13 protein-coding genes are annotated in these 15,248 nt (G+C 69.0%); 6 read left to right on the top strand and 7 right to left on the bottom strand.

The annotated features are described in order from the left end of the window. The first annotated feature begins 11 nt into the window (after positions 1-11). Positions 12-1,166, top strand: a complete 1,155-nt coding sequence (locus tag B0I29_RS34515; protein WP_111653345.1) for a calcium-binding protein — start codon at positions 12-14, stop codon at positions 1,164-1,166. A gap of 2 nt (positions 1,167-1,168) precedes the next feature. After that, positions 1,169-2,311 (top strand): calcium-binding protein, encoded by a 1,143-nt coding sequence (locus B0I29_RS34510; protein ID WP_111653344.1) that lies wholly within the window; start codon positions 1,169-1,171, stop codon positions 2,309-2,311. Between the two features lie 54 nt (positions 2,312-2,365). Here B0I29_RS34510 and B0I29_RS34505 read toward each other — a convergent pair whose 3' ends face one another. Beyond that, positions 2,366-3,202 (bottom strand): alpha/beta hydrolase, encoded by an 837-nt coding sequence (locus B0I29_RS34505; protein WP_111653343.1) that lies wholly within the window; start codon positions 3,200-3,202, stop codon positions 2,366-2,368. Positions 3,203-3,315: 113 nt separating this feature from the next. On the opposite strand from B0I29_RS34505, the gene B0I29_RS34500 reads away from it, so the two are divergent. Next, positions 3,316-4,263 carry an AraC-like ligand-binding domain-containing protein gene (locus B0I29_RS34500; RefSeq protein ID WP_220091510.1) on the top strand — a complete coding sequence of 316 codons (948 nt, stop codon included), beginning with the start codon at positions 3,316-3,318 and terminating at the stop codon, positions 4,261-4,263. Here the strand turns inward: B0I29_RS34500 and B0I29_RS34495 are convergent. Further along, positions 4,229-4,621 carry a winged helix-turn-helix transcriptional regulator gene (locus tag B0I29_RS34495; protein ID WP_111653342.1) on the bottom strand — a complete coding sequence of 131 codons (393 nt, stop codon included), beginning with the start codon at positions 4,619-4,621 and terminating at the stop codon, positions 4,229-4,231. The genes B0I29_RS34500 and B0I29_RS34495 overlap by 35 nt on opposite strands. 47 nt (positions 4,622-4,668) lie before the next feature. Between B0I29_RS34495 and B0I29_RS34490 the strand changes: the two genes are divergently transcribed. Beyond that, positions 4,669-5,439 carry an SDR family NAD(P)-dependent oxidoreductase gene (locus B0I29_RS34490; protein ID WP_146616976.1) on the top strand — a complete coding sequence of 257 codons (771 nt, stop codon included), beginning with the start codon at positions 4,669-4,671 and terminating at the stop codon, positions 5,437-5,439. Here B0I29_RS34490 and B0I29_RS34485 read toward each other — a convergent pair. Together B0I29_RS34485 and B0I29_RS34480 are read right to left on the bottom strand one after the other, a co-directional pair. Beyond that, entirely contained in the window at positions 5,417-7,222 is a 1,806-nt protein-coding gene (locus B0I29_RS34485) for an AMP-dependent synthetase/ligase (RefSeq protein WP_111653340.1), read from the bottom strand. The genes B0I29_RS34490 and B0I29_RS34485 overlap by 23 nt on opposite strands. 100 nt (positions 7,223-7,322) lie before the next feature. Then, a complete protein-coding gene (locus B0I29_RS34480; RefSeq protein ID WP_111653339.1) occupies positions 7,323-8,504 on the bottom strand; it encodes a TetR/AcrR family transcriptional regulator in 1,182 nt (393 codons plus the stop codon). Positions 8,505-8,617: 113 nt separating this feature from the next. On the opposite strand from B0I29_RS34480, the gene B0I29_RS34475 reads away from it, so the two are divergent. Then, a complete protein-coding gene (locus B0I29_RS34475) occupies positions 8,618-9,832 on the top strand; it encodes an acetyl-CoA C-acetyltransferase (RefSeq protein WP_111653338.1) in 1,215 nt (404 codons plus the stop codon). Positions 9,833-9,847: 15 nt separating this feature from the next. After that, complete coding sequence (locus B0I29_RS34470) at positions 9,848-11,983, top strand: 3-hydroxyacyl-CoA dehydrogenase NAD-binding domain-containing protein (RefSeq protein WP_111653337.1); 2,136 nt, start codon at positions 9,848-9,850, stop codon at positions 11,981-11,983. A gap of 15 nt (positions 11,984-11,998) precedes the next feature. Here B0I29_RS34470 and B0I29_RS34465 read toward each other — a convergent pair whose 3' ends face one another. From B0I29_RS34465 to B0I29_RS34455, 3 genes are all read right to left on the bottom strand, one after another. Next, a complete protein-coding gene (locus B0I29_RS34465) occupies positions 11,999-12,922 on the bottom strand; it encodes an NAD(P)-dependent oxidoreductase (protein WP_111653336.1) in 924 nt (307 codons plus the stop codon). A gap of 194 nt (positions 12,923-13,116) precedes the next feature. Beyond that, complete coding sequence (locus B0I29_RS34460; RefSeq protein WP_111653335.1) at positions 13,117-13,926, bottom strand: PIG-L deacetylase family protein; 810 nt, start codon at positions 13,924-13,926, stop codon at positions 13,117-13,119. 77 nt (positions 13,927-14,003) lie between these two features. Next, on the bottom strand, positions 14,004-14,771 hold the full coding sequence (locus B0I29_RS34455; RefSeq protein ID WP_111653334.1) for a phosphotransferase: 768 nt from the start codon (positions 14,769-14,771) through the stop codon (positions 14,004-14,006). Between the last annotated feature and the right edge of the window lie 477 nt (positions 14,772-15,248).

Raw genomic sequence — 15,248 nt, 5'->3', positions numbered from 1 at the left:
GGGGGAGTTTCATGACGCGTTCATCGCATGCTGCCCGCATAGGGATCATTCTTCTCACCACGATCGGCGCCGGCGTTCTCGCGTCGCCCGCCCAGGCCGCGTCCACCGGCGTGGTCTCGGTCGTCAAGACCAGCCAGGTCAAGTACACGGCCGGCTCCGGCAAGGCCAACAAGGTCGTCATCACCCGGTCCGGAAAAACCGTCACCATCGACGACAAATACAAGATCAAAGCCGGCAAGGGCTGCAAAGCCGTCAAGGGCGACAAGACCAAGGTCCGCTGCAAGCTGACCAAGAACCCGACCAAGGTCCTGGTCTACACCGGCAGCAAGAACGACAAGGTCACCAACAAGACCGGCATCGCGTCCGTCCTCGACGGTGGCACCGGCGCCGACAAACTGTACGGCGGAACCGGCAACGACACCCTCTTCGGCGGCTCGAGCGCCGATTACCTCGGCGGCGGCAGCGGTCATGACAAGCTGTACGGCCAGACCGGTGACGACAGCCTCGCCGGCGAGCACGGCAACGACACGCTCTACGCCGGCAGCGGCGCGGACCGGCTGCTCGGCGACAGCTTCTATTACGCCGACCGGGGCCACGACAAGCTCTACGGCGAGTCCGGCAACGACATGCTCGAAGGCGGTTACGGCAACGACCGGCTCGAAGGCGGCACCGGCGACGACCGGCTCGAAGGCGACGTCAACCCGGAGGACTCCGGGAACGAGCACGGCTCCGACGTCATCCTCGGTGGACCGGGTGTCGACTCCGCGGACTACTACCGCGGCAAGGCGATCGTCGATCTCGACGGCTCGGCCGGCGACGACGGCGAACCGGGTGAGCGCGACACCGTCGGTGCCGACGTGGAGAACCTGTCCGGCGGCGACGGTGACAACATCTTCACCGGCAACAACGCCGCGAACGTCTTCTACGGCGGCGAGGGCGACGACGTCTTCCGCGGTGGCGGCGGCAACGACAAGCTCTACGGAAGCTACGGTGCGAACGCCCTGTACGGCGGCGACGGTGACGACGAGATCTCCGCCCGGTACGCCTTCGATTCCCCGCACACGCTCGACGGCGACGTTGTCGACGGCGGGGCGAACACCGCAACCGGCGATCTCTGCCACGTGAGCCCGATCGACGTCGTCACCAACTGCGAGAGGCTGGACTGATCATGATGATCTCCCGCATCGGCATGGTCCTGCTCACCACGATCGGCGTCGGTGTCCTCGCCGCGCCGGCGCAGGCCGCGTCCACCGGCGTCGTCTCGGTCTCCAAGACGACCCAGGTCAAGTACACGGCCGGCTCCGGCAAGGCCAACAAGGTCGTCATCACCCGCTCCGGCAGGACCGTCACGATCGACGACAAGGTCAAGATCAAGGCCGGCAAAGGCTGCAAGACCGTCAAGGGCGACAAGACCAAGGTCCGCTGCAAGCTCACGAAGAACCCGACCCGGGTCCACGTCCAGGCCGGCAGCAAGAACGACACGGTTGTGAACAAGACCGGGATCCGGGTGACGCTGGAGGGCGGCTCCGGCAACGACATCCTGGTCGGCGGGTCCAACCTGGACCGGTTGTTCGGTGGGTCCGGCGCCGACAAGCTCTACGGCGGCGACAACAACGACGTCCTGTACGGCGGCACCGGCAACGACAAGCTGTACGGCCAGGACGGTGGCGGCGACTACCTGTACGGCGACGAGAACGACGACGCCCTGTACGGCGGTGAGGGTGACGACAAGATCTTCGGCGGCGCCGGCAACGACAAGCTGTACGGCGAGCGGCACTACGACAAGCTCGAAGGCGGCGCCGGCAACGACTACGTCAACGGTGGCGCCGGCAGCGACATCCTCTGGGGCGACGTCAAGAACGCGCCGGCCGTGATCGGCGCCGACGTGATCCTCGGCGGCCCGGACAACGACACCGTCAACTACGACCGGCCCCAGGCGACCGCCGACCTCGACGGCGTCAAGGGTGACGACGGCGCGCCCGGCGAGGGCGACACCCTCGGCACCGACGTGGAGAACCTCGCCGGCAACGGCGCCGGCGATTACACCTTCACCGGCAACAACGCCGACAACCTGCTGTGGGGCGCCGCGGGTGACGACGTCATCCACGGCGGTGGCGGCGACGACGACATCCGCGGCAACGCCGGCGCGAACAAGCTCTACGGAAACGCCGGCGACGACAAGATCCACGGCAGCGACTACTACCAGGACGCTGCCGACACGGTCGACGGCGGTGCCAACAGCGAGCTGATCGGCGACCTGTGCTGGGTCAGCAAGCTCGACGTGGCCACCGCCTGCGAGCGACTGCCGTAAAGCGACGGAGAGGGCCGGCACGCCGGCCCTCTCCCCACGATCACGAGAAACGCATCACGAGAACCGCTTCACGAACTCCAGCGCCGTGTCGGCGACAACGCGCCAGCCACTGTCGATGGTCAGCGAGTGCCCCCGCTCCGGGATCTCCACGATCTCGGTGACGCCCGGGTTGTCGCTCTGCTGCTTGTACGACGCGTTCGCGATCGACCACGGCACCGTGTGGTCCTTCTCCCCCGAGATGATCAGCAGCGGGCCCCGCGACGGGTTGCCGGTGTCCACCTTCGCCTCGGTCCACGGGTTGACGTTCGCGGTCGCCGCCTGGAACAGCGGCTCGCCGGAGGCCGGCACCGCGAACGTCGCGTACAGCTCACGGGCCTCCTCCTCGCTGACCGCGTTGGCGAACCCGTACCGGAACTGGTCGTAGGTCAGCGGAACCGCCCGGTGGTAGTTCGCCGGGTTGCCGATGACCGCGCTGGCCACCCGCAGCGCCGAGATCGGCAGCGGCAGCACCCCGCGGAACGGCGCCGGGTCGATCGCGACCGAGACCGCCGACAGCCCCCGCCCGGCCGTGATCTGGGTGATCAGCCCGCCGAACGAGTGCCCGATCACCGCGGGCTTACGGTCCAGTTTGGCGACGAGCGAGGCGACGTGATCGGCCACCTGGCCCACGCTCTTGCCGGCGAACACCTCGGGGTGCGCGTTCGCCTCTTCGACGGTGTCCGGGTCGTCGGGCCAGCCGGGCAGCACCGGCGCGTACCCGGCAGCCGCGAACACCTCGGCCCAGCGCTGCCAGCTCGACGGCAGCAGCCACAGTCCGTGCACGAAGACGACCGGCGGTTTCCCGCTGGCGTTGGCCGCTTCGATCTGTTCCAGGTCGGATGCGATGGTCATGCCGGGAGCGTAGGCAGCGCCGGGACCTGCGAAGTTGGCCCTGAGCGCACACCTGTCGTGTCTGCGGGACCGGTCACTGTCACAAAAGCCACGAGCATGCGACGGTAAGAACCGTGCAGCCGACGATGACCACCACCGCGCTGGCCCCGCGGGACCGCGAGGAAGCCGTGCGCTCCCTCGTCTGGGACAGCGTCGTCCGCGTCGAGATCGAACACCACGTGTCCGAAACTGACATGTCGGTGTCGCTCGGTCTCGGTCAGTGCGGCGACCTCGGCGTCTGCCACACCAGGGCCACCCCCACGACGGTACGGCGTACGCCGCGCCTGGCCCGCGAGGACGCCGAGCCGGTCGTCTTCCTCGGCCTGCAACGCTCCGGGAGCAGCATCGTCGTTCAGCACGGCCGGGAAGCGGTGCTGCGGCCCGGCGACTTCGCGATCTACGACACCGCCTCGCCGTACTCGCTGCTCTTCGCCGGCGGCATCGACGCGACGTTCTTCCGGATCCCGCGGGCCGCGCTGGCCCTGCCGGAGGCGCGGCTGCGGGAGGCGAGCGCGGTCCGGTTCGATCGCGGCAACCGGGTCGCGGCGCTGACCTCGGACTATCTGACCCGGCTCGCCGACGAACCGGACCTGCTGGACTCGGCCGGCGTCCTCGCGACGCCGACGGTCGAGCTGATCCGCGCCGCGGTCACCGTCCAGCTCGGCGACGACCGGCTGAGCAGAGCACCGCTCGGCAACACCCTCGCGACCCGGATCCTCGCCGACATCCGCCAGCATCTGTCCGATTCTGATCTGTCACCGGCGGCGGTGGCGGCCCGCCAGCACATCTCGGTGCGCTACCTGCACCGCGTCCTGCAGGGCGAGGGCGTGCGGTTCGGCGACTGGGTCCGGCACCGGCGGCTGGAGGGGACGCGGCGCGATCTCGCCGACCCCGCGCTGCGCGCGGCGACGGTCGCTGCGATCGCACGCCGATGGGGGTTGCGCGACGCGGCCCACTTCAGCAAGGCCTTTCGTACGCGGTACGGCCTCACCCCTCGTGACTGGCGCGCCCTGCATCAGTGAAACGGGCCTGCGCCGCCGCGATCTCGCCGGCGTGCTCGACGGCCCACCTGCCGATCGCCAGCACCAGGGGCAGCAGCGACCGGCCCAGTCCGGTGATCCGGTATTCCACCCGGGCCGGTGTCTCGGTCACCTCCCGCTCGATCAGCCCGTCGGCCTCCAGCAGCCGCAGGGTGCGGGTGAGAATCCGCCGGCTGAGGCCCTCGACGGCCCGGTCCAGCTCGTTGAAGCCGTACGGCCGTTCGGCGAGCAGCGCCAGGATCAGCACGCTCCACTTCTCGCCGACGCGGCTCAGCACGCCGGAGACGTCGCAGGTGTCCCGGTCGGCGCGGGTCACGGGAACCTGGATGACCGGTGACATGAATGTGCCTTCTTTCGGGCATCGGGACCGTCTCCCACGATGAAAGCATGCGAACAGCAGCCATCAGAACCGTGGTTATCACCGGCGGCACCCGCGGCATCGGCGGTGCGCTCGCCTCCCGGCTCACGGCGCGAGGCGACCGGGTGGTCGCGCTCGGCAGCGCGGACGCCGACCTTTCTTCGGTACGCGAAACCGAGGACCTCGTGTCCAAGCTGCCCGACCGCATCGACCTGCTGGTCCTGGCGGCCGGCAGCTTCAGCACCCGGCGCCGGGAAACCGCCGAGGGCCTGGAACACACGTTCGCGGTCAGCGTGCTGTCCCGATTCCTGCTGGTGGAGCGCCTGCTTCCGGCTCTGGCCCGGGGCACCGATCCGGTCGTGGTGAGCCTCTGCGGTGTCGGCGGCATCCCGGCCGGCCGGATCCGCTGGGACGATCTCCAGCTGACCCGCGACTTCTCGCTGTTCACGTCCACCATGCAGGGCGCACGCATCCTCGACCTACTCGGCACCGGTTTCGCCGATCGTCATCCGGAGAGCCCGGTCCGCTACGTGCTCTACAACCCGCTCTTCGTGAACTCCGGCATGCACCGGCAACTCGACCAGCCGCTGCGCACGATCGTGGGCGCCGCTGCCTCCGTACTCGGGCAGTCGCCTGATGCGTCGGCGGACCGCCTGGAGCGAGCCATCGATGAGCTGACGGCAGCGAAGCTGACGGCGCTCCGCAGGGGCAAACCGGTGAGCGTGACCACCGGCCCGGCCGACGCGGAGCGCCTGTACGCGGCGTTGGACGGGCTGGTCAGCCGCCGTACATCTGGCTGATCTCGCCGTCGTAGCGGTCGGTGATGATGCGGCGGCGCAGCTTCAGCGTCGGGGTCAGCTCGCCGGTCTCCGGGGTCCAGCCGGCCGGGAGGATGCGGAACGTCTTGATCTGTTCGGGGCGGGCCAGTTTCGTGTTGGCGGCCTCGACCGTCGCGGTGATCTCGGCGAGGACGGCCGGGTCGGCGGCGAGATCTGCCAGGGAGTCGCCGGTCAGGCCGCGGGCCTTCGCCCAGACCGGGACGGACTCCTCGTCGAGGACGATCAGCGCGGTGACGTACGGACGGCGGTCGCCGATCGCGACGGCCTGGGCGATCAGCGGGTGGGCGCGCAGCAGGTTCTCGATCTGGGCCGGCGAGATGTTCTTCCCGCTGGAGTTGATGATCAGTTCCTTCTTGCGGTCGGTGATCGTGAGGTATCCGTCGGCGTCGAGGGTGCCGACGTCGCCGGTGGCGAGCCAGCCGTCGGCGTCGGTGATCGGGTCGATGCCGCCGTCGGCGCGCAGGTATCCGGCGGCGACGAGCGGGCCGCGGACCAGGATCTCGCCGTCCTCGGCGAGCTTGAGCTCCATGCCGGCGTTGATCCGGCCGACCGTCCCGGTGCGGAAGTGGTCCGGGGTGTTGATGGTGGCGGTGCCGGTGGTCTCGGTCATCCCCCAGACCTCGAGCACGTCGACGCCCAGGCTGGCCAGGTAGAGCAGCACCTCGACCGGGATCGGCGCGGCGCCGCTGCCGGCCCAGAGCATGTTGTCCAGGCCGAGTCTGGCGCGCAGCGGCTTGAGCACCTTCTCGTCGAAGGCGGCGTGCGTGGCGGCCAGTTCCGGCGGGACCTCCTGCTCGGCGCCGCGCAGTTTGTAGACGTCGAGCGCGACCTCACGTGCCATGTCGACGGCCGCTTTGACCTGCGGTTCGGCGGCGGCCAGCTGGGCCTGCACGCCGGCCACCATCTTCTCCCAGATGCGCGGCACCCCGAAGAACGAGACCGGCCGGATCGTGACCAGGCCGGCGAGCAGCTTCGTGGGATCGGGGCAGATGGTGACGTGCCCGGTCCGGTAGATCGGGTTGTAGACGCCGAGGACGCGCTCGGCGATGTGTGCGAGCGGCAGATAGGCCAGCGACGCGGCGTGGTCCGGCACGTCCGGCACCACCGCCTCCAGGACCACCGACTGGTAGATCACGTTGCTGTGGGTGAGCACCACACCTTTCGGATCACCGGTGGTGCCGGAGGTGTAGAGCAGGGTGACGCCCTGGTCGGGGCGGACCTCGCGCCACGCCTTCTCGAAAGCGCCCGGATCGGCCTGGTGGAGGGCCTCCCCTCGGGCGGCGACGTCGCGCAGCGGGATGCCGCCCTCACCGTCGACGACCACGACGTGCCGGAACGCCTGCAGGTGCGGCGCCCAGCGGGCGAGCTCCGCGGCGCCCTCGACGACGAGGATCTCGGCGCCGCTGTGCCGGGCCAGATAACCCAGCTGGTCCGGCGACAGCGTGGAGTAGACAGTGGACGGCACCGCGCCGAGGTGCACGGCGGCCAGGTCGACCAGCCAGTGCTCGGGCCGGCTGGACATGGTGATCAGCAGACGGTCGCCGGATTTCAGGCCCAGGTCGGCGAGGCCCCGGGAGAGCACCGCGATCTCGTCGCGCAGCTCCCGCCAGGTGCGGGTGCGGTCGGATCCGAGAAGGCTGAGCGCCGGCAGGTCGGCGAACTCGGTGGCGTTGCGGTGCAGCAGAGCAGGAATAGTCAGGCCGCGGGCGGTGTCGGCACAGTGCTGGACTAGGGAGGAATCCATGGCGGCACTGTAAAACCCGATTAACTTGTTGTGAAGAGGCCGCAGGTAAAGCCATCACCAGTTGGCGAATTCTGCTTAACTTCAGGCTTTTCGAACGGCGTCACGCCTTGAGGACGCTCAGCGCCAGTCGCACCAGGTGCTTGTCCATCCCGGTGCGCCGGTCGAAACGCACCCAGCGGCTCAGGTCGGTCACCACGTTCAGCGCGGCGTGCACCAGGACCCGCGCCTCGGCGACGGGCAGCTCGGGCCGCAGCCGGACGAGAAGGCGTACCCACTCCTCCACGTGCAGCCGCTGCACCTTGCGCAGCTCGTGCCGGTCGGCCTCGGGCAGGTTGTTGTTCTCCGCGAGGTAGACCGAGACCAGGGCGCTGCGCTCGAACGTCAGGTCGACATAGGACTGCGCCATCCGGCGCAGCGCGTCCTCGTCGCTCTGCGCTCCGGTCAGCGCGACCGCCGTGGCCTCGGCGACCCGCTCGGAGGCGCGATAGAACGCCGCGGCCAGCAGGTCCGCCTTGCCGGGGAAGTATCGGTAGACGCTGGACGCGTTGATCCCCGCGGCCCGGCCGATCTCTTCGACACCGACAGCGTGGTACCCGTACCGATGGAAGAGCTTGATCGCCTCGGCCAGGAGGATCTCGCGGCGCGCGCCCACCCGCAGGGTCTGCTCTTCCATTCCTCCCGCAGGGACCGGAGCCGGCGTCGGCGGCTCCTCACGCAGCACCGCCCACGCCATCCGGTGCAGCGCGGCCTCACCGCGCCCTTTCGCGATTGCCGCGCGATGCGTGCCGAGACTGCCGAACACACTGAGCACGGCCCGGACCAGCGCTTCCGCATCGTTCTCACTCATTGAAGGACGCAGAGCCAGCAAGGGTACGGCCAATCGCCGCACCAGGATCTCGAGATCGCCCCGGAACTCGTCGCGGTGCTCGGCGTCCAGATAACGCCACTCCCACTGATAGAGGCCGGCGACCTTGCGCCCCTGAACGGCGAGCCGGGCCAGCGCCTGCAGCAGCTCGTCGAGATCGGCCAGCTCGGTCGCGGCCAGCACGTTGTCGGTGAGCTTGCGGGTGGCGAAGACGAGCATGGCGTACTTGTTCGGGAAGTGGCGGTAGATCGCCGGCCCGCTGATGCCGACCGCGGTGGCGATCTCGTCGAGGCTGACGCCGTGGTAACCGCGGTCGCAGAAGAGTTCGGCGGCGGCCAGCGCGAGCTGCGCCTTACGATCCTTGGGGCGTTTACGCACCTCGGGCGCAGGCTCCCCGGGTACCGCCGCGATCTGCACGCGATCAGCCTAGCCGTGATTTCCAGTTCGCGGCAGGTTGCGTCTCATAGCCTTGACATCAAGCGGAAACATCGGCAAAAGTTAGCCGCAATTCGCATCCGAAGGAGCAGGCGATGACTACCGAGGCCTTCATCTACGACGCCGTGCGCACACCGCGCGGGCGCGGCAAGAAGACCGGTTCGCTGCACGGGGTGAAGCCCATCTCGCTGGTCGTCGGTCTCATCGACGAACTGCGCCGGCGCTTCCCCGACGTGGACCCGGCCGAGATCGACGACGTCGTGCTCGGCGTCGTTTCCCCACTCGGCGACCAGGGTTCCGACATCGCCAAGACAGCGGCGATCGCGGCCGGTCTGCCGTACACGACGGCCGGCGTCCAGCTCAACCGCTTCTGCGGTTCGGGGCTGGAAGCGGTGAACATCGCCGCACAGAAGATCCGCTCCGGCTGGGAGGACCTGGTCCTCGCCGGCGGCGTCGAGTCCATGTCGCGGGTGCCGATGGGCTCCGACGGCGGCGCCTGGGCGCTCGACCCGGAGACCAGTCTCAACACCGACTTCATCCCGCAGGGCATCAGCGCCGACCTGATCGCGACCCTCGACGGCTACAACCGTGAGGCCGTCGACGCGTTCGCGGTGGGCTCACAGCAGAAAGCCGCCAAGGCCTGGCAGAACGGGTACTTCGCGAAGTCCGTGGTGCCGGTCCACGACCGCAACGGCCTGCTGATCCTCGACCACGACGAGCACATCCGTGCCGAGTCGACGGTCGAGAGCCTCGGCAAGCTGCCGGCGTCGTTCGCCGTGATCGGCGACCAGGGCGGCTTCGACGCGGTGGCCCTGCAGAAATACCACTGGGTCGAGAAGATCAACCACGTCCACTCGGCCGGCAACTCGTCGGGCATCGTCGACGGCGCCGCCCTCGTGATGGTCGGCTCGGAAGCCGCCGGCGTGCGCGCCGGGGTCACGCCCCGCGCCCGCATCGTCGCCGCCGCACTCAGCGGCGCCGACCCGACGATCATGCTGACCGGTCCGGCCCCGGCCGCCCGCAAGGCCCTCGACAAGGCCGGCCTCACCGTCGACGACCTCGACCTCGTCGAGATCAACGAGGCGTTCGCCGCCGTGGTCCTGCACTTCATCGAGGACCTCAAACTCGACCCCGAGATCGTGAACGTCAACGGCGGCGCGATCGCCATGGGTCACCCGCTGGGCGCCACCGGCGCCATGATCCTCGGCACCCTCGTCGACGAGCTGGAGCGGCGAGGCGGCCGGTACGGCCTGGCCACCCTCTGCATCGGCGGCGGCATGGGCATCGCCACCATCGTCGAGCGACTCTGAGGGGCTTTCTTCATCATGACTGAGACCATCCGCTGGGACCGCGGTGATGACGGCATCGTCGTGCTCACCCTCGACGATCCGGCGCGCGGCGCCAACACCATGAACGACGCGTACGTCCGCAGCATGGGTTCGATTGTTGATCGGCTGGAAGCCGAGAAGGATTCGATCACCGGCGTCATCATCACCTCGGCGAAGAACTCCTGGTTCGCCGGTGGCGACCTCGACCAGCTCGGTTCGGTGCCGGCCGACCGCGGCGCCGAGGTCTACGAGCTCGGCACCCGGGTCAAGGGCCAGCTGCGCCGGCTGGAGACGCTCGGCAAGCCGGTCGTCGCCGCACTCAACGGCTCCGCGCTCGGCGGCGGCCTGGAACTGGCGCTCGCCACCCACCGCCGGATCGCGCTGAACAATCCGCGGCTGGAGGTCGGCCTGCCCGAGGTCACCCTCGGTCTGCTGCCGGCCGGTGGCGGCGTCGTGCGTACCGTAAGGCTCTTGGGTTTGTTCGTCGCCCTGACGAAGGTGCTGCTCCAGGGCACCCGGCACCGCGCGGCGGCCGCCAAGGAGCTCGGCCTGATCGACGAGCTGGTGGACACTCCGGAGGAGCTGCTCGCCGCGGCGCGTGCGTGGATCCTGGCGAACCCGGCCGCTGTCCAGCCGTGGGATGTCAAGGGCTACAAGATCCCCGGTGGCACGCCGTCCACCCCGGCGCTTGCCGCGCAGCTGCCGGCGTTCCCGGCCAACCTGCGCAAGCAGCTCAAGGGCGCGCCCTACCCGGCGCCGCGCAACATCCTGTCCGCCGCCGTCGAGGGCGCTCAGGTCGATGTGGACACCGCGTTCGTCATCGAGACGCGGTACTTCGTCGAGCTGGTCACCGGCCCGGTCGCCAAGAACATGATCAAGGCGTTCTTCTTCGACCTGAACGAGGTGAACGGCCGGTCGGTGGGCGACGTGCCGCCGATCAAGAAGATCGCGGTGCTGGGCGCCGGGATGATGGGCGCGGCGATCGCCTACGTGGCAGCTCGCGCGGGCGTCTCCGTGGTCCTGCGGGATGTGTCTCTCTCGTCTGCCGAGCGCGGCAAGGGCTACTCGGAGAAGCTGGTCGCCAAGGACATCGCCCGCGGCCGGCTCACCGACGCCAAGGGGCAGGCCCTGCTCGACCGGATCACCGCGACCGCTGACGTGGCCGACCTGGCCGGCGCCGACGTGGTGATCGAGGCGGTCTTCGAAGACCCGGCGCTCAAGCACAAGGTCTTCGCCGAGATCGAGGACGTCGTGGCGCCGGACGCGCTGCTCTGCTCCAACACCTCGACGCTGCCGATCACGCTGCTCGCCGAGGGGGTCCGCCGCCAGGCCGACTTCATCGGCCTGCACTTCTTCTCGCCGGTCGACAAGATGCCGCTCGTCGAGATCATCAAGGGTTCGCAGACCGGCGATCTCGCCGTCCGGCGCGCGCTGGCCGTGGTGAAGCTGTTCCGCAAGACCCCGATCGTGGTCAACGACAGCCGGGGCTTCTTCACCAGCCGGGTCATCGGCACGTTCACCAACGAGGGCCTCGCCCTGCTCGCCGAGGGCGCCCCGCCGTCCAGCATCGAGCAGGCCAGCAGCCAGGCCGGATATCCGGCGCCGGTGCTGCAGCTGATGGACGAGCTGACGCTGACCCTGCCCCGCAAGATCCGTAAGGAATATCAGGCCGCGGCAGGTTCCTCCTATGTCTCACACCCCGCCGACGCGGTCATCGACCGGATGATCGACGAGTTCGAGCGGCCCGGCCGGTCCGGCGGCGCCGGCTTCTACTCCTATGTCGACGGCAAGCGGGCCGGCCTCTGGCCGGGGCTCTCCGCTTTCGGCACCCCGGCCGGACGCGAGATCCCGTTCGAGGACATGAAGGAGCGGATGCTCTTCATCGAGGCGATCGAAACGGTCAAGTGCCTCGACGAGGGCGTCCTCCTCTCGGTCGCCGAAGCCAACATCGGCTCGATTTTCGGCATCGGATATCCGGGCTGGACCGGTGGCGTCCTGCAGTACATCAACCAGTACGCCGGCGGCCTCCCCGGTTTCATCGCGCGCGCCGAGGAACTCGCGGCGCGTTACGGGGCGCGCTTCACCCCGCCGCCGCTGCTGGTCACGAAGGCCGCGGCAGGCGAGACGTTCTAAAACTCTCCGGGCCGGTCATGCTTCAGGCGTGACCGGCCCGGCGGTTATCGCCGTCAGCCCGTCGTCTCCGCGCTTGTCGGCGATCAGCTCTTCGATCCTGGTCCTGATGGTGGGCAGGTCTTTCAGGCTGGTGTTCTCGCGGGTCTCGATGAGCTGGTTGATGACGGTCAGGTGCTCGTGGAGGTTGGCGGGCCCAGCCGGATACACCCGGTTCTTCACCTCGCTTGCTGTTGTTTTCGCTTGGAGGTATCCGAGCGTTTTGTCGGCGGTCTCCGCGAACTCGGTGACGTCGATTCCCGCGTCCTGGGCTGTCTTCAGCGCCCGGAGCAGGCCGAGCTGAGCGTCGTACCAGACCCCGAAGAGCGCCAGATCCCAGGTTGCGGCTGCTTCCGGGGTGGGTCCGGCGAACCGGGGTTCGCCGAACAGCTCGAATGTCGGGGTGTGCCGCTCGAAGAGTTCTCTCGGACCGCTGTAGAGGATGGTCGCGGAGGCGGTGGTGATCGCATCGGGAGGGGTCTGCACGCCTGCGTCGAGGTAGTCGCCGTTTAGACGGGTTACCAGGTTGGCGGTGGCGCGTGCGTCGTCGGGTGTGCCGGTGCACATCACGACTACGGTCCGGCCGGTGAGGTCTGGGGTGGGGTTTTGGGTGGCGTTTTGGGTGGCGTTTTGGGTGGCGTTTTGGGTGGCGTCTTGGGCTGCCGCGCCGGCTAGGCAGTGGCGGGCCGCTTCGTAGTCGGTCACGGTGAGCACGATGAGGTCGTGTCTTTGGAAGGCGTCGGCGAGGGAGTTTGCTTGATGTGCGCCGTCGCTGACCAGGCCGGCCGTGCGGCGGGCAGTGCGGTTCCAGACGGTCACGGGCCGGCCTGCCGCTAGAAGGCGGCGGGCCACCGCACTGCCGATGGCCCCTGTCCCGATCACCGAAATTCCCGAATCAGCCATGCGTCCGAGCGTGCAACTTCAAGCCGCCTTCAGGTCAAGCCAAGCCCGGTCCTGGACCTTCGCGGCTGGGTCTTCGTGGCTGGCTGTGGCTGTTGTTTCGATGCTGCTTGGGCCCGGTTGGTGGCGAGTGGTTTGAGCGGTTGGTGGGTGGGGTGGCTTGAGCGGTTGGTGGGTGGGGTGGATGGCTTGAGCGGTCAGGGGTGGGTGGCGCAGTGCCAGGAGGCTGACTCGTGGTTCCACCAGCAGCGGTCGCAGGTCGTCGGGTCCGGTTCGGGCCAGGCTTCGACGAAGGCCTCGTCGGCGACCCATGCCGCGTATTCGCCGGATCCCATCACCCCGATCAGGCCTGCGGTCTGGGTGGCCTGGGCGGTCAGTGCACGTACCTTGCGGTCCAGCGTCACCGGGTCGAGCGCCAGGTGCAGAGCGAGGGATGACTCGGCGTGGGTCACCGGGAATCCTGGCATGAAGACACTGAACCGCTGATTTGTCGGGCGCCAACGATGCGCCCAGTCGGTGGTGACGGCAGCTTGCAGCAGCCGCGTACCCGCCGGAGCAGCCCAGGAGACGGCGGCTGCCGCCCAGCGACCCACGGCCCGATGGTCGGGGTGCCCGGTGTTGCCGTCCGGGCCGAACGTCACCACCGTGTCCGGGCGTACCTCGTCGATCAGGTCACCGAGCCGGGCGATCGCTCCGCTCGGTGGAACCCGGTCACACTGCCCGTCGCGGTACCCGAGCCAGTGGTGCTCGGTCACCCCGAGAATGCCGAGGCAGTCCCGCAACTCCTCGGTTCGCCGGGCCGCCAACGGGCCGGGCGGCCAACGGTCGGGCTCGGCGGTGCCGAGTTCCCCACGAGTAGCGGTCACACAGACGACCCGGGACCCGGCGTCGCGGGCCAGAGCCATGAGCCCACCGGACAGGTACGCCTCGTCGTCCGGGTGAGCCCAGATCCCGAGGATGGTGCCGAGAGCGCTGATCGATGTCTGACGAAGTGTCTGCTGGTTCATGAGCCCACGGTGCGCTCTGGTCCTTGCTGGCCCCTTGCCGGCGCCCTGCCCTGGAATCGCCGCCGTTCGGCTGCCGGTCAGCGGGGGAAGGTGGCGAGTTCCTTCACCGCGGCTGCCAGCTCCAGGTCGTAGCCGGCTTCGACGAGCTGCCGGCATCCCGGATCGCCCGCCGCTGCGAGTCGCCGGATGTCGTGAATGGACGCGCTGATCCGGTCCCGCGTCTCGCGTACCATCTCGGTGCTCTCGCCTCGCCAACCGTAAGCGTCAAGCATGAGCCGGAGCCTGCGCTGGCGATCGCCGAAGGCGATGAAGCCCTCCGATGTCGCCACCGCCCGCGCGCTGAGCGGGACCCACGCGAACACGGTGAACGCCAGATCCGCCGCGGCGGTGACCGGGCCGGCGAAGTCCCACCCGAAGAACCCGGTGATCCGCTCCCCCGACCAGACCGCGTTGCACGGCGCGGCGTCGTTGTGTCCGATGATCAGCCCCGGCTCCCAGGCGCCACCCTTGCGCCACTGCGCCCCGGCCGGCGGAACGAAGCCGGCGACAACCGCGTGATACTCCCGCAACCACTGCGCGACCTGCCACAACGTCTCGTCGCTGTGCGCCCACTCCGGATAGGGCCGGCCCTCACCGACCGTCTCGCCGGGAAGAAGGGTGAGGATCTCCCGGCCGACGCCGTCAATGCCACGAGGCGCGGGCGCCCCATCGAATCCGGCATCCTCGAGGTGCTGAAGCAGGGAATGAACCGCGGGTGTCCACGATCCGGCCGGCCGGCGCACGGTATCCCCGACGCGAACCGCACCCCCCGTCCGGCCGCCAGGTAACGCATGCTCCGCACTCATGATCAACTACGGTAACCCGCGCCCCTGGTTTCCCGCAGTGCCCAGGTGTCATGCAGCCCCTCCTCAGCGGTCAATCAGGCACCATCCAGATGATCACAAGGTGATCGCTTGTGCGTTTGTCCAGGTCAAGCGGATAGGCAGGCAGCCGGTGTTCCGCTGATCACCTCTTGGCGGCCGAGGCGACTCATCCGCCCAGGTTCGCGGGGACAGCGCTTGGTGGGCTCCCTTTGCCGTCCTCGACCCACCGCCTGCGCCCTCCATCTGCGGTCGTCGCTTGAGTTCATCGTTTGTGCCTCCGTCCCTGCCGCTGCATGAACCCGCGGCCTGCACCACCCGAGGCCTGCACCACCTGCGGCCTGCACCCACCGCCCGGGGGCGCTACGGTCACGTCCACCGAAGTGGTGTATGACCCGGACTTTCCGGGACGAAAGAGGCGGCCACCGCAGATCCTTCGGATTGTCTAGATCAGAAGGAGAG

The sequence above is a fragment of the Actinoplanes lutulentus genome (assembly GCF_003259845.1).
Taxonomy (GTDB): domain Bacteria; phylum Actinomycetota; class Actinomycetes; order Mycobacteriales; family Micromonosporaceae; genus Actinoplanes; species Actinoplanes lutulentus.
This window is presented reverse-complemented; position numbering and strand designations above follow the sequence as displayed.